General features: G+C 31.6%; 15 protein-coding genes. 6 read left to right on the top strand and 9 right to left on the bottom strand.

Annotated features, from left to right (window positions below; genetic code table 11):
- Nucleotides 1-21: 21 nt before the first annotated feature.
- From ACFFVB_RS11385 to ACFFVB_RS11375, 3 genes are all read right to left on the bottom strand, one after another.
- A complete protein-coding gene (locus ACFFVB_RS11385; RefSeq protein ID WP_382382917.1) occupies nucleotides 22-513 on the bottom strand; it encodes a hypothetical protein in 492 nt (163 codons plus the stop codon).
- A 147-nt stretch (nucleotides 514-660) separates the two neighbouring features.
- Nucleotides 661-2049: a HAMP domain-containing sensor histidine kinase gene (locus tag ACFFVB_RS11380; RefSeq protein WP_382382916.1), complete on the bottom strand. Its 1389-nt coding sequence runs from the start codon at nucleotides 2047-2049 to the stop codon at nucleotides 661-663.
- Nucleotides 2039-2737 (bottom strand): response regulator transcription factor, encoded by a 699-nt coding sequence (locus ACFFVB_RS11375; protein WP_382382915.1) that lies wholly within the window; start codon nucleotides 2735-2737, stop codon nucleotides 2039-2041. The genes ACFFVB_RS11380 and ACFFVB_RS11375 overlap by 11 nt, the downstream gene beginning before the upstream one ends.
- Before the next feature lie 186 nt (nucleotides 2738-2923).
- Between ACFFVB_RS11375 and ACFFVB_RS11370 the strand changes: the two genes are divergently transcribed.
- The 5 genes from ACFFVB_RS11370 to ACFFVB_RS11350 all read left to right on the top strand — a co-directional run bounded on the left by ACFFVB_RS11370 (nucleotide 2924) and on the right by ACFFVB_RS11350 (nucleotide 7552).
- The gene (locus ACFFVB_RS11370; RefSeq protein ID WP_382382913.1) at nucleotides 2924-3775 is read left to right on the top strand and encodes a universal stress protein; all 852 of its coding nucleotides are present in this window, start codon (nucleotides 2924-2926) and stop codon (nucleotides 3773-3775) included.
- 324 nt (nucleotides 3776-4099) lie between these two features.
- On the top strand, nucleotides 4100-4717 hold the full coding sequence (locus ACFFVB_RS11365) for a fumarylacetoacetate hydrolase family protein (RefSeq protein WP_382382912.1): 618 nt from the start codon (nucleotides 4100-4102) through the stop codon (nucleotides 4715-4717).
- A 90-nt stretch (nucleotides 4718-4807) separates the two neighbouring features.
- Nucleotides 4808-5380 (top strand): TetR/AcrR family transcriptional regulator, encoded by a 573-nt coding sequence (locus ACFFVB_RS11360; RefSeq protein ID WP_382382910.1) that lies wholly within the window; start codon nucleotides 4808-4810, stop codon nucleotides 5378-5380.
- Between the two features lie 45 nt (nucleotides 5381-5425).
- The gene (locus ACFFVB_RS11355; RefSeq protein WP_382382908.1) at nucleotides 5426-6571 is read left to right on the top strand and encodes an MBL fold metallo-hydrolase; all 1146 of its coding nucleotides are present in this window, start codon (nucleotides 5426-5428) and stop codon (nucleotides 6569-6571) included.
- Nucleotides 6572-6634: 63 nt separating this feature from the next.
- Nucleotides 6635-7552 (top strand): DMT family transporter, encoded by a 918-nt coding sequence (locus tag ACFFVB_RS11350; RefSeq protein ID WP_382383863.1) that lies wholly within the window; start codon nucleotides 6635-6637, stop codon nucleotides 7550-7552.
- An 11-nt stretch (nucleotides 7553-7563) separates the two neighbouring features.
- On the opposite strand, the gene ACFFVB_RS11345 is transcribed toward ACFFVB_RS11350, so the two are convergent.
- The 6 genes from ACFFVB_RS11345 to ACFFVB_RS11320 form a co-directional block, all read right to left on the bottom strand.
- The gene (locus tag ACFFVB_RS11345; protein WP_382382906.1) at nucleotides 7564-7941 is read right to left on the bottom strand and encodes a hypothetical protein; all 378 of its coding nucleotides are present in this window, start codon (nucleotides 7939-7941) and stop codon (nucleotides 7564-7566) included.
- A gap of 37 nt (nucleotides 7942-7978) precedes the next feature.
- Nucleotides 7979-8335, bottom strand: a complete 357-nt coding sequence (locus tag ACFFVB_RS11340) for a hypothetical protein (RefSeq protein ID WP_382382904.1) — start codon at nucleotides 8333-8335, stop codon at nucleotides 7979-7981.
- 5 nt (nucleotides 8336-8340) lie between these two features.
- Nucleotides 8341-8757: a GreA/GreB family elongation factor gene (locus ACFFVB_RS11335; RefSeq protein WP_382382902.1), complete on the bottom strand. Its 417-nt coding sequence runs from the start codon at nucleotides 8755-8757 to the stop codon at nucleotides 8341-8343.
- Between the two features lie 13 nt (nucleotides 8758-8770).
- Entirely contained in the window at nucleotides 8771-10066 is a 1296-nt protein-coding gene (locus tag ACFFVB_RS11330; protein WP_382382900.1) for a Glu/Leu/Phe/Val family dehydrogenase, read from the bottom strand.
- A gap of 384 nt (nucleotides 10067-10450) precedes the next feature.
- Nucleotides 10451-11776, bottom strand: a complete 1326-nt coding sequence (locus ACFFVB_RS11325; protein ID WP_382382898.1) for a sigma-54-dependent transcriptional regulator — start codon at nucleotides 11774-11776, stop codon at nucleotides 10451-10453.
- Between the two features lie 2 nt (nucleotides 11777-11778).
- Entirely contained in the window at nucleotides 11779-12867 is a 1089-nt protein-coding gene (locus ACFFVB_RS11320) for a sensor histidine kinase (protein WP_382382896.1), read from the bottom strand.
- A 261-nt stretch (nucleotides 12868-13128) separates the two neighbouring features.
- On the opposite strand from ACFFVB_RS11320, the gene ACFFVB_RS11315 reads away from it, so the two are divergent.
- Nucleotides 13129-14058, top strand: a complete 930-nt coding sequence (locus ACFFVB_RS11315; RefSeq protein WP_382382894.1) for an EamA family transporter — start codon at nucleotides 13129-13131, stop codon at nucleotides 14056-14058.
- Nucleotides 14059-14061 lie beyond the last annotated feature (3 nt).

Genomic DNA, 14061 nt, shown 5'->3' with positions numbered 1-14061 from the left:
ATTAGTTTGTTTGATTGTTTGTTATCTGAAACTGAATTGTTTTAAGGTTAAAAACCAAAAACGGGTAGGTTTGTCTCGTTTTTCTCCTTTATATGCTACGCGAGATACTTCTGGAGATAAATGGTCTATTAATGGTGTGATGTCAAAACATTTTTTATTAGGAAATTGGCATAATTTTGTATTCGGAATTATGGATTTGTCTATGTTGTTCACACGCAGAAAATCATTAAATTCATGATTAGAACTTCCTGTATATAATTCTATTTTTACATTATAAATTTTATTCTTGTGCTCTAAAATTAAATCTGAAAGGGTATTGTTAAAAACCTCATGTGCTAACGTTTTAATTAATCTAGCTTTAGAATAACGTAAAGGATTAAAAGCGCTTAAACGCAATAAATAACCAGAAGCCAATACGAGCTGTATGGGTTCATTAGGATTATGTAATACAGCATTTTTAATAAGCTGTAAGGATTTTGCACTAAAATCGGTTGGTATAAGTACCGTCTTCATTCCTGTAATTTTCTTAATGCAAACATACCTCCACCGTATTAGAGCGATATAAGAACGAGATTAGAATAAGATTAGAATTTCACAACAGACTTAACCCGTTGTTATGTAGTCTTTTGGTGTGTTAAGAAGTAAGAAATGGTGAGTTTATTATTTAGATATAGAAAATTCTTGGTGTTTATTAGGAAATATTAAGGTGACAATGGTACCTTTTTTGTGCTCAGAAAACACTTCTATAGTACCGCTATGGAGTTTCATAATCTTATTTGTAAGTGGTAATCCAAAGCCGTAGCCTTTTACATTTCTAACATTTGCAGCGCGATAGAACGGCTGATAAATGTTTTTAATTTCATTTGGAGGAATACCTACACCTTGATCGGTAACAACAATTTTTATAGACGCATTATTAGTGATTATTTTAACGATTACTTTTTTATTATCAGAAAATTTTGAAGCATTATCTAAGACATTATTTAAAGCAATATTAATTAATCCGTAATTGCCTTCAACCACTAATAAATCAGGGTTGTCGGGGAAATCATTAAAGTCTATTTCTATTTTATTATCGGGATTTATTAAATCTATATTTTCTTTTACTTCTAAAATTAATTCGTCCAATCGAATAGGTGTAATAAGCAATCCTTTTTCATCACTTTCTGTTTGCGCAAATTTCAGGAGACTATTTATTAAGGCATCTAATCGCAAAGCTTCTGTTTCTACTCCTTCTAAAACTTTAGTGTATTCTTCAGGCGAACGCTCTTTAAGCAATGCAATTTCTGTCTGACCTAATATGGCTGTTAACGGATTTTTTAACTCGTGAGAGGCATTATTTATAAAATTACTCTGTATTTCGAAGGAGGTTTCCAAACGATCTAACATGCCATTAAACGTGTTTGCTAACTCGCTTAATTCGTCTTTGTTATTTGTGGTCTGTAATCTTTCGTGTAAATTAGTTACACGAATGGTGTTTACTTTTTCAATGATTCGAGCAAGTGGTTCTAGTGTACGCTTAGCAAAGAAACTTCCAAGAAAGAACAAAACAAGAATGGTTAAAAGGAATAAAAAGATTAGTAAATGTATTAGTTTAGATAATTCATCTATACCATCTTCATCGTGTGCAGTTAGAATGACAAAATGAGATTTATTTCGTTCCTTGTAATTTAAACCCGATAAGAAGGTGTCTCCAATTTTAATTTCAGCGTAATTTTTATTAATTAAATCCGCGTAATATGTTTGGGGAATTTTAAGTTCTATTTCTGAAATAATTTGGTTTAGGGTTGCGTCTGTGGCAAAAATATATTCTTTTTCTTTTGGTAAGGTTTGTAGATGTTTTCTTATGAGTTCTTCATAGATCTCGACACCTAATTTGTTTTTTTCAAAATGAGATTGCTCCGCAATTAAAGTTCGTTTTTCTAACTTTTTAAAAAATTCGTTGGTGCGATAATCGGACGCGAAGACATAAATAATAGAAAAAATAACAAGTTGCATAGTCGCAACAAGTATAACGAAGATGAGGGTGATTTTGTTTTTAATTTTCATCTTCGGGATCTTTCAAAATATAGCCCATTCCAACAACGGTTTGGATTAATTTAGGCGTGAATTTCTTATCTATTTTATTTCTTAAATAATTTACATACACATCTACAACATTTGTTCCCATATTAAAACTAATATCCCAAACGTGTTCTAAAATATCGACTCTGGATAAGACTTTATTTTTGTTTTTAAGCAAATATTCTAACAAACGAAATTCTGTAGAGGTTAATTTAATTTCGGTGTGATCTCGTTTTACTATTTTTGTGTCGTTATTTAACTCTAAGTCTGCTATTTTAAGCAGTGAGCCATCAGGAACTTTAATATTCTTTCGACGTGCTACAGCACGTATTCTCGCCAAAAGTTCTTTAAATTTAAAAGGTTTTGTTAAATAATCGTCTGCTCCAGTGTCCAGTCCTTTTACAATATTGTCTGTACTCCCTAGCGCGGATAAAAATATAATAGGAATAGTTATGAAGCCTAAACCTTTTATTTTAGACGCGATTTCGTAACCATTCATTCCTGGTAAAATCACATCTAATAAAATTAAGTCGATCTCTTTTTGTAGCAAAAGTTCTATGCATGTTTCTCCATCGTAGGCAATACAGGCATTGTATCCAACTTCTTCTAAACCTTTTTTTATAAAAGTAGCGACGTTATATTCATCTTCAACAATTAAAATATTTTTTATCATGAAATAGAGATTCTGATATAATTTAAAGTAAATGTAAGTCGGCTGACTTATAATTTATTTAAAAAAAAGATAAATATACTAGATTTTTAATTAGTGAAATTTTAACCTAATTTTTGGTTTAAATATATGTAAAATCGTTGTGTATGTATGGTTTTGTTAGTAAATTTATAACTGAAAATAATGACTATGATAAATATACTATTACCAACAGATTTTTCTGAAAACGCATGGCACGCTATCGAGTATGCTTTAGATCTTTATAAAAATGACACATGCAATTTCTATATTATAAATTCTTTCGATCAACCAGGTTCTAGTGGTTATATGGGAGTGACTTCAGTAATGGCTAAAGAATCTATTTACAATGCCCAAGTTGAAAATAGTAAAAATGGATTGCGAGATGTGTTAGATAAAATTAATGCGACGTACTCTAATGAAAACCATAAGTATAAGTGCTTATCTATTTTTAAATCGTTTTCTTCTGCCGTTAAAAAAGTGGTTAAAGAATTTGATATCGATTGCATTGTTATGGGAACTAAAGGTGCTGGTGCTTTAAAAGAGATTACTGTTGGAAGTAATACATCAAGTCTTATTGGTGTCGTTAATTGCCCAATTATAGCAATTCCAAAATATGCAGAATATAAAGCTTTTAAGGAAATTGGTATCTCTACAGATTTCGATATTTCATTTACGGAAAAAGGTTTAAGTCCTTTACTTGACATTGCAAAATCTAATGAAGCTTTAGTTTCTGTTTGCCATGTTATGGATCGTGCAAAAAAACTAACTCAGTCACAAGACGAAAAGAAGGAAGCATTAAAGGTGCTTATAAATGATTTTTCTGCGGGGTATTTTACACTTACAGGTATCGGTGTTTCTACGGGAGTACGTGCTTTTGTGCAAAGTAGAAAATTAGATATGTTGTGTGTTATCGCAAAAGAACAAGACTTTTTAAAACGTTTACTAAATCAGTCGTATAGTAAATCTATTAGTCATCGTGCTAACGTACCATTATTGATATTAAATATTAAGAATTTCTAAATACAGATTTCAATTATATATATATAAAAACTCCCGAACCTTATTAGATTCGGGAGTTTTTTTATAAATATATAAGCTTGTTTTTAAGTATTTATAATAGTTTACATATAAAACTGAACGTTGATTAATCATTTGTGTTCTTGGAAAAATAATTAGAACCGATTTTGAAAAAAAAACAAGAAACACAAATTACAATTTGCTTATAAATATCTTAAATTTGTATGACTTGGATACAGAGGATTAATAATCTTCATGTATTTATTAATATGACACTTAAGATTATAAAAGAATAATACAAACACTATTTTTTAAATATACATAACAATGAAAGTACTAGCAATTGGTAAAAATTATGTTCTTAATACAGAAGAATTAAAATCAACATCGAAAAACGGTAAACAACTTATTTTCTCTAAACCAGAGTCAAGTTTAGTCAAAGATAATAAGGACGTAGAATATCCGTCTTTTACAGAAAATTTAGTTTACGAAGTGGAATTAGTTATAGAAATTGGAAAAACGGGTAAAAATATTTCTGAAGCAGATGCCACGTCTTATATTTCTGGAATTGCAGTTGCAATAGACTATACCGCTAAAGATGTTTTAAATGATGTTAGAGAAGGAAAAGGACCTTGGGATTTAGCTAAAGGTTTCGATGGTGCGGCACCAATTTCTCCGGTTAAACCAATTTCAAATTTTTCGGATTTGACTACTATTAATTTCGATTTAAAAATTAATGGCGAAACGGTACAGGAAGGAAATACAGGTTTAATTATCTATAATTTTGAAGAAATAATTGCGTTTACTTCTAAATATTTCACTTTACAACCAGGAGATTTAATTTTCACAGGAACTCCAGCTTACGGTACAGGTCAAATTCATAAAGGAGATCAGTTACAAGCATCTATTGAGGGTGAATTGTTATTAGATTTCAAAATGGTTTAATACTAGTATTAAAACTCGAGAATTATAATCTCGAGTTTTAATTTATATAATAAGCGAATATTTATTCGATTAAAATAATATCTTTGTAACGTGAAACAGAAAGATGACTTAAAGAGAGAGGCTATTATTAACGAAACTATTGCTATAGTTTACGCTAAGGGATTTGCTGCTTTAAAAATGGCTCATATTGCAAAACAAGTGGATATTTCGCCATCCACGTTGTATGTGTATTTTAAAAGTAAAGACGATTTAATTACTACAATTGCTACAGATTTACTTAAAAATATAACAGATATTAGCCGAGATCAATTAAAAACAGACTTGCCGTATAAGTTGAAATTTAAAGCCATTTGGATTTTTTATATCAACTTTGGTATCAATAATAGAAAGGAAGTGAGTTTTATTCATCAAGTAAAACAATCGCCTTATTTTGAAATGATACCGAAAGATATCCGTTATTTAAAGTCGTCTTTTATCTTAGATTTATTAGATGAAGGAAAGCAGGAAGGGCTAATAAAGAATTTGGATAATGCCATCTTATCTGTGTTATTAGAATCGTTTATGAATGAAACAGTAAAATTAATCGATTCTAAGACTTTACAGTTAAACGAAAAAGACACAAACACGATGTTTACTTTAGCTTGGGATGCCATAAGAAATTAAAAAATTTATATAATAATCGAATAAATATTCGGTTAAAATAAGCGTATGCTAAAACTAATATTAAAAAAAATGGGAATTATAATCGGTATAGGTATACTAATCTTGGTATTGGGAATCATCTTATTTCTTTATTTAAGTCCGCAATTTGGAGGAACACCAACGGCTGTTCAAGAAGAAAAATTTTCTTTAACCAATCATTATAAAGAAGGTAAATTTATAAATAGTGGCAATGTAGATATGAGTATGGGACTTCAAGATATGGGAAAAAGTATTGTGGGTTATTTTAAACAGACTAAAGGCGTAATACCAGAACAGCCGATTTTAGTTGAGACTATTCTACCTTCAGATTTATTAAATTATACGGGAAAAATACGTTTGTTTTGGTTTGGACACTCTACATTTTTACTTCAAATTCAATCTAAAAACATTTTAATCGATCCTATGTTTGGAGAAGTACCTGCGCCACATCCTATGTTGGGAAGTAAACGATTCAGTAATCACCTTCCAATAACCATTAAAGATTTACCTCGAATAGATGCGGTATTAATCTCTCACGACCATTACGATCATCTGGATTATGATAGTATTTCGAAACTTAAGGATAAAGTAGATGCATTTTATACGCCTTTAGGTGTTGGTTCACATTTAGAATCTTGGGGGATCTCTAAAGATAAGATTCATGAATTAGATTGGTGGGAGGAAATTATGTTTTCAGATTTAAAATTTGTCTGTACACCAGCGCAACATTTTTCAGGTCGAGGTATAAGCGATAAAGCTAAAACATTATGGAGTTCGTGGATTATTACATCCAAAGACGACAATATCTTTTTTAGTGGAGATAGTGGCTATGGAAAACACTTTAAAGATATCGGTGAAAAATATGGACCGTTTGATTTTGCAATGATAGAATGTGGACAATACAATACGCTGTGGCACGACATACATATGTACCCCGAAGAAACAGTTCAAGCCGCTTTAGATGTAAAAGCAAAATTAATGATGCCTATACATTGGGGAGCTTTCAAATTAGCGATGCACGAATGGAACGAACCTGTAGAACGTTTACTTGAAGCATCTAAAACGCAAAATATCAACATAATTGTACCTAAAATAGGTCAGGAAATTCAGATAGAAAAAGACACCAATAACACTGAAGCTTGGTGGGATGAAGTTAATGCGGAGGCTAATTAATTAAAATGAATCACGCTTAAGATTTGATACTTCTTTTAAATGTATATTTTTGCCACTTAAAATATTCAAAATTATTTATTTGAAGACTTCAAAAGCAACACAAAAATGCAATTAAAGGAGACTATAAAATTAATGTTGCTAAGTACATTCGCTTTTGCCTGTATGAATGCAACTGTAAAATATTTAGATAATATTGGAGCCTTTCAAATTGTGTTTTTTAGGTCTGCTGGATCTTTGTTTTTTACATTTGGTTATTTGTTAAAAAATAAAATTCCATTAATTGGAAATAACAATAAATTACTGATTTTACGAGGTGTTGTAGGCTTAACATCAATGGCATTGTTTTTTATGTCTACTAAATACTTGCCCATTGGGACGGCAGTATCTTTAAGATATTTAGCTCCCATTTTTGCTGCTATTTTTGCTGTTATTTTTTTAAAAGAAAAGATTTTTCCGTTTCAATGGGTTTTCTTCATTTTGGCTTTTTTGGGAGTCGTTATTTTAAAAGGATTTGATTCAGATTTAAATACTTTTGGGCTTATTCTTATTTTAATAGCAGCGGTGAGTAGTGGCTTGGTCTATATTATTATTAGTAAAATAGGAAAGTCTGAACATCCTGTGGTTATTGTAAATTATTTCATGGTTATATCTGCTACAGTTGGAGCAGTATTAACTATTAATAGCTGGGTAACGCCAATAGGTATGCAGTGGGTGTTTTTAGGATTACTAGGTGTGTTTGGCTATTTTGGGCAATTATTAATGACAAAAGCCTTCCAGAATGCACAAACGAATCAGGTGGCGCCAATAAAATATATTGAAGTTATATTCACCATGTTATTCGGGGTTTCTCTTTTTGGTGAAGTGTATTCGTTTTGGTCTTTATGCGGTATAGGTTTAATTATAGCCGCTTTAATTTTAAATATTATTTATAAAGACAAAAAGACTAAAAAAATAGAAGCGCTTAAGGATTCTAAAGTTTAGTCTTTTTAGTGTTATTTACGTTTATACTGTGTTAGTTGATTGTAAATGGTAGTTTTAAGGACGCGATAGTCTTTAATAAACATTAAATATTCTACACGCTTTTTTTCATGAACTTTTGCGCGCTGTACATCATATTCAACGGACCCAAATTCTAATTCCTGACGTAAATTTTGCTCGTATTTACAAAGTGCGGCCATAGCAAGTGTATTCCTTCGTCTAAAATCCTGAATTAAACTCTGAATTTTTTCGCATTTTACTAACTGTCTGTTTAGAATACTAAATGTATTAATCTCGTTATTTTTAGATTCTAAATCGTCTGTCCATTGCGAAATTTCTAGAATATCCTTCTTAATAAATAAACGTCTATTTTCATCTACTTTAAATTGCATTTGATTATTTACTTGGTTGTATTGCAAGATGCCCATGTTATTTTTTAGTTAGTTTAGATCTAAATAATCGGTATTCTTTTATATGTCTTAGATAATCACTTTTATGCTTCGAGTGCTCGTAAATAAATGGTGTTTCAGAATTAAAACCTTCGCATTTACTCCAATAGTCCCTAAATTCCTTATAATTTTGAATCGCTTTTAATATTGAATTGTTGGTAGATGCTTTTAATAAAACAGCCGATTTAATTAAATCCTGATTGTTATATTTCTTTTTAGCACAGAATTGTTTTAATTCTTGTTTGATTTCCTCTAAGTGATGAATCCAAAAATCTACCTCATTCGTACTTTTCTGTGGTGTATTATTAAAAGCGATATCTAAATTATATAAGTTCATAAGCGTTATATTACGATGTCCAATCCTCTATAGTTATATTCCTGTTCTACATTTATAATTTTTAATTCTTTAGTTCCATTAGGAAATTCCCATGTAATTGTATCTCCAATAGCGTAACCAAATAGGGCAGAGCCCATAGGCGTTAGAATAGAAATTTTATTTTGACTCAAATCTTTGTTTTGCGGAATGACCACTTTTATGGTTTTTTGCCAGTCACCTTGAGCGACCGTTACCAAACTATTAAAGCGAATAACATCACTCGGCATAAGTTCGTGGTCTATAATTTCTGCATCTACCAATTCATTACTTAATTTTTGTAAAGATGTTCTGGTTTCTTTATCTCTTGAATAGCCCGAAAGATTGAGTACGCGTTTTAAGAATACGTACTCTTTTTTTTCGAGAATTAAATGTCCATACTTCATATTTATTTTGTTATTATGGGAAAATTCCACGTTGTATATAAGCTTTTTCGATACGCTGAATGGCTAAGCAAAACGCAGCAGTTCGCATATCTATATTTTCGGCAATAGAATAGTCATAAACACGTTTAAAAGATCCTTTTAAGGTTTTTTCAAGTTTTAAAACCACTTCATCCATATGCCACAATTCACCGTTTCGGTTTTGTAACCATTCAAAATAGCTGCCAATAACGCCTCCGGAATTACATAAAATATCAGGAATAATCTCTATTCCTTTTTCTAATAAAATTTGTTCTCCTTCAACATTTGTCGGACCATTTGCACCTTCAGCAATAAGTCTAGCTTTAATTGAATGGGCATTTTCACCCGTAATCTGATTGCCTAAAGCGGCAGGAATAATAATATCACAATCCAATCCAAAGAAATCTTCTTTTTCAATAGCCTTAGAATTAGGGAAGTTTTTAACGCTACCATCATTAGAAGTCACATGCATTTGAAGGTGTTTTACTTCAATACCTTCAGGTTTATAGATACTAGCAAACGTATCTTGTACTCCCACTAAAGTTGCACCTTCTTGTTCCATAAAATGAGACGCCCAATACCCAACATTTCCAAACCCTTGAACAATAAATCGTTTTCGTTTAAGTGTTATATTACGTTGTTCTGCCCATAATTTTATAGTTAAAAACACGCCATATCCAGTAGAACGATCCCGACCTTCTATGCCACCAGAACCCACAGGTTTTCCTGTAACAACATGCTGATAGGTAGAACGCTCTGAAGGACTTTTTGTAGACATATAAGTATCTGCAATCCATGCCATAGTTTGCGAATTGGTATTTACATCTGGAGCAGGAATATCATGTTCTGGTCCAATATTATCGCCTAATGCGTAAGTAAACCGTCTGGTAATACGCTCTAATTCTGACTGTGAATATAATTTGGGATTGATTTTAATACCTCCTTTGGCACCTCCATACGGCAATCCAGCCAGAGATGTCTTCCAAGTCATCCACATTGCTAATGCTTTAGCTGCATCTATATCTACAGTTTCGTGGTATCTTAAACCTCCTTTATAAGGTCCCAAGGCATTATTGTGCTGTACGCGATATCCAGTAAATATTTCCACATCTCCATTATCCATTTTTACAGGAAAATGAATGATAATTTCATTATTAGTAACGTTTAATATTCTTCGGATATTTGGATTTAAATCTATCTGGTCGGCTGCTTTATTGAACTGTTCAAGAACATTGGCAACCATACCAGTCTCGCTTTTCTTTACAGGTAATTTTATTTCTTCTGCTATCATATTAAAATATTTAAAACTGATATTAATAAAATGAGTTAATCTTTTTTGTTTCTATTTTCGGTCTATTTATTAAGTCTAAAAAAAGCGCACTTTCAAACTCACTACACGACCAAACTTTTTCTTTTTGTGTGGTTAAAACACACGTTTTACAATGCACACAATCTGGACAAATATTTAATTCAGAGCTTTTCATAATAAATATTGTTAATTACAGTGGTAAAAGGCAAGTGTTGTGCCAATGCATTTTAAGTTATGAGCGGAAACAAGAAACCCCTTTAAAACACTTGGTTCTAAAGGGGTTTCGTTCAAAATTATTTAAATTATCCTTTTCGGTGAGCGGTACAAAATTACCCATATGGGTGAATTGTAACCGAAATTATAAACTTAATCTTTAAGTTTGTCTCGCAATGTTTTTCTATTGATTTTTAGAATTTGCGAAGCCTTAGTTTTATTATTCTTACAGGCACGAAGGACTTTTAAAATATATTGTTTTTCCATGTCTTTGAGTGAAACAAAATCGTCTTCAGTAAAATTAATATTGTACTTTAAAGATGCTGGTAAAGCCTCTAGAGTCACGATATTATCTGATAGAATAATGGCACGTTGTAAAATATTTTCTAATTCACGAATATTTCCAGGCCAAGTATAACGTTCTAAAATGGTTAGTGCTTCGGGATCAATTTTCACAAAACGATCTTTGTATTCTATACCATATTTAAATAAAAATTTGTCGACTAGTAATGGAATGTCTTCAGAACGGTCTCTTAGTGGCGGCACATCAATTTCGACTACCGTTAATCTGTAGTACAAATCTTCCCGAAAAGTCTTTGCCTTAATCATTTCCTTAAGATTACTATTGGTGGCTGTGATAATTCTTAAATCCATTTTTTCCGGCTTTTGTGTCCCTACTTTGATGACTTCTTTTTCTTGAAGTACACGGAGTAACCTAGATTGAACGGCTAATGACGCATTTCCAATTTCATCTAAAAATATGGTGCCTCCATTTGCAGCTTGAAAGAATCCGTTGCGATTTGTTTCGGCTCCGGTAAACGCACCTTTCACGTAACCGAATAATTCGGCTTCTAACAGATTTTCTGGAATACCACCACAATTTACGGCTATAAATGGGCCTCTCGAAAATTGACCTTGATAGTGAATCGAGCGTGCAACTAATTCTTTTCCAGTACCACTTTCTCCTGAAATATAAACCGTTGCCTTATTGTTTTTTACACGCTCAATAAGCTGAATAACATGCTTTATGCCTTGAGAACGCCCAATAATGTCTCCGTATTTTCCATCGGTTACAATAGTGCCGGATTCTGTTTTCGATTTCGGTTTATTCTGATCTAAAGTTTTGTTTAAAGCATCAATTAATTCGCTTTTAGTAAAAGGTTTTGTAAGATATTCTACGGCGCCAGATTTAATTACGGCTAAAGAATCTTGGATAGAAGGGAAGCCCGTAATTACTAATTTAGCCATATTGGGATAATGTTCTGAGGTGAATTTTAATAGTTCAAATCCATCCACTTCAGGCATTTTTAAATCCGTAATTAAAACATCTATTTTAGTGTCTTTTAAAATGGTAACTGCTTCGCGCACAGAAATAGCTTTAAACGTGTGGTAGTTTAAAGATTGCAAGTGGCGCTGTAATAATTCTAGAATATGAACGTCGTCATCTACAATTAAAATATTTTCTTTCAGTATTGACATCCTTATAATTTTGGTAATTTAACAATAAAAGTAGCACCGGTAGGTGAGTTGTTTTCGACTGTAATTGTGCCTTTATGACTTGCAATTATACCATGAACAACACTTAATCCTAATCCCGATCCTTCGCCTACAGGTTTAGTTGTGAAAAAAGGTTGAAAGATTTTATCCTTATTTTCTTCGGAAACACCTTCGCCTTGGTCACTTATATTTAAACAAATGCTATCTCCAATTTCGGTTATAAAAATGGTAATTAAATCATTGGGTTTAGATACATATATTGCATTTATAACTAGGTTAAAAATAATTTGCGTAAGCTGTACCGTATCTGCTTTTAAGTCTATGGCATCACGATCTGTTTTTACAATATATTTTACCTGATGTTTTTTAAAACTAGGTTCTAATAAACTCAAGGCATCCTTAATTACAGCAACAATGTTTACAGTAGTCATTTCTTGAGGCATTTCGCAAGCAAAAAACATGAGTTTTTTAACCACCTCTCGAGAATAAATAGCACTATTTAATATTTTATCTAAGTCGTTTAATTCATCCCGATTTGTAATCTTATCTTGTAATAATTCAGCAAAACCAAGAATGTTTGCGAGTGGTGTGTTGAGTTCGTGAGCAATGCCAGCAGTAATTTCTCCCAAAATATTTAAGCGATCGGTGTGCTCCATTTGGCGCTTTAACGAGGCTTCGTTTTTAATGATTTGAAACCGTTCTAATAAACTCCCTATTTTTAAAGCTATGGTATTCAGTAATTTTTGTTCTTCTTCAAGAAAATCTATTTGAATTAAGGCTTTCGAAGAATAAGATGCTTTTATATAACCATTTTCAACATTAAATAATGTTATAGGACTTTTAATACATGGTGAGCTTTCATCACGCTCTCCCGTTCTTACGGTAATATAATTACTTTGAATACAAATTTCTGTTTGTTCAGGATATTGAAAGGCCTTCTTTAAACTGTATGAAATCGCGTGAAACATATCCTCAATTTGTTCGTAATTGGCATTCACTATAATGGAAGACACTTCGTATAAACACGTCAATTCTTTAATACGTTCCTTTAAGGCATTTTCGGTGGTATTCATAAATTTTTAATTAATCAATAAATTTACACAAATATTACACCATTATATGAGATATATGAAGAATTTATAAGTCGTTTGTTACATAGAAAGAGACAATATGTTAAAATAAATTCCAAAGGCAAAACAGATGTAAGTAATTGATTATTAGGTTTTTGATTTAGTTTGTGTAAATTCATATTTTAAATCAAGTATTGAATTTTCCTGAAATTTATTTCATAAGTTTGCTTCTCTAATATTTATTAATCTTTCATTCTTTATATTATGCCTAAACCCCAAAAAGGTATTTTAATTATACTGTCATTTTTCGCTATATACGTCATTTGGGGGTCTACTTATTTGTTGAATAAAATTGTAGTTACAGAAGTCGCTCCGTTTCTTTTGGCAGCCATTCGTTTTTTAAGTGCGGGTACTTTAATTATGATTATCGCAAAATTCTTAAAGCTCTCTTTAAGGGTTACTAGAGCTCAATTTTTTAATTGTGTTATAGCTGGATTTCTATTCTTATTTTATGGTAATGGTATTTTTGTATGGGCTTTAAAATATGTAGATAGTGGTTTTGCGGCCTTAATAGTTGCCACGCAACCGTTGTTTGTTATTTTCTTAATGCGTATTATTCAAGGTAAAAAAATAAAGCCAAAATCTTTAATAGGTGTCGCTTTAGGAATGCTAGGAATGTATCTGTTAATGAGTCAAGATACACTTAATTTAACGCGAGAGAGTACCATTGGAATAGTGGTTATATTTACTTGTGTTTTAGGTATTAGTTTTGCCAGTATATTCGTGTCTAAAGCGAATCTGCCTTCTCATTTTTTTGTAACCACAGGCTATCAAATGCTATCGGCAGGAACACTTTTGCTTTTAGGAAGTTTAAGTTTAGGTGAAACTTGGACAAGTCCGATAGATTGGAGTACTAAGGCTCAAGTAGCCATGGTTTTGCTTATTTTATTCGGAAGTATTATCGCATTTACGGCGTTTAACTTTTTATTAAAAGAAGTCTCTACAGAAAAAGTAGCGACCTCCGCTTATGTAAATCCGGTGATTGCTTTATTATTGGGATGGTATTTCTTAGACGAAAATATTAGTCAGCAATCTATAGTCGCTGGTGGTACTTTATTAATGGGGGTTTACTTTATTAACTCAAAGAAAAAACTTGTTATGTTTTCTCGATTTAAGAAAAACCTTAAGATTTAAAAC

The organism is Formosa undariae, assembly GCF_042427615.1.
Classification (GTDB): Bacteria; Bacteroidota; Bacteroidia; order Flavobacteriales; family Flavobacteriaceae; genus Formosa; species Formosa undariae.
Note: the sequence above shows the minus strand (reverse complement) of the source record. Positions and strands in the feature narration are given on the sequence as shown.

What these genes read in the sequence shown, in the direction of transcription:
- ACFFVB_RS11385 (WP_382382917.1), bottom strand. Translation starts at nt 513, where the DNA reads ATGAAGACGGTACTTATACCAACCGATTTTAGTGCAAAATCCTTACAG.
- ACFFVB_RS11380 (WP_382382916.1), bottom strand. Translation starts at nt 2,049, where the DNA reads ATGAAAATTAAAAACAAAATCACCCTCATCTTCGTTATACTTGTTGCG.
- ACFFVB_RS11375 (WP_382382915.1), bottom strand. Translation starts at nt 2,737, where the DNA reads ATGATAAAAAATATTTTAATTGTTGAAGATGAATATAACGTCGCTACT.
- ACFFVB_RS11370 (WP_382382913.1), top strand. Translation starts at nt 2,924, where the DNA reads ATGATAAATATACTATTACCAACAGATTTTTCTGAAAACGCATGGCAC.
- ACFFVB_RS11365 (WP_382382912.1), top strand. Translation starts at nt 4,100, where the DNA reads ATGAAAGTACTAGCAATTGGTAAAAATTATGTTCTTAATACAGAAGAA.
- ACFFVB_RS11355 (WP_382382908.1), top strand. Translation starts at nt 5,426, where the DNA reads ATGCTAAAACTAATATTAAAAAAAATGGGAATTATAATCGGTATAGGT.
- ACFFVB_RS11345 (WP_382382906.1), bottom strand. Translation starts at nt 7,941, where the DNA reads ATGCAATTTAAAGTAGATGAAAATAGACGTTTATTTATTAAGAAGGAT.
- ACFFVB_RS11340 (WP_382382904.1), bottom strand. Translation starts at nt 8,335, where the DNA reads ATGAACTTATATAATTTAGATATCGCTTTTAATAATACACCACAGAAA.
- ACFFVB_RS11335 (WP_382382902.1), bottom strand. Translation starts at nt 8,757, where the DNA reads ATGAAGTATGGACATTTAATTCTCGAAAAAAAAGAGTACGTATTCTTA.
- ACFFVB_RS11330 (WP_382382900.1), bottom strand. Translation starts at nt 10,066, where the DNA reads ATGATAGCAGAAGAAATAAAATTACCTGTAAAGAAAAGCGAGACTGGT.
- ACFFVB_RS11325 (WP_382382898.1), bottom strand. Translation starts at nt 11,776, where the DNA reads ATGTCAATACTGAAAGAAAATATTTTAATTGTAGATGACGACGTTCAT.
- ACFFVB_RS11320 (WP_382382896.1), bottom strand. Translation starts at nt 12,867, where the DNA reads ATGAATACCACCGAAAATGCCTTAAAGGAACGTATTAAAGAATTGACG.
- ACFFVB_RS11315 (WP_382382894.1), top strand. Translation starts at nt 13,129, where the DNA reads ATGCCTAAACCCCAAAAAGGTATTTTAATTATACTGTCATTTTTCGCT.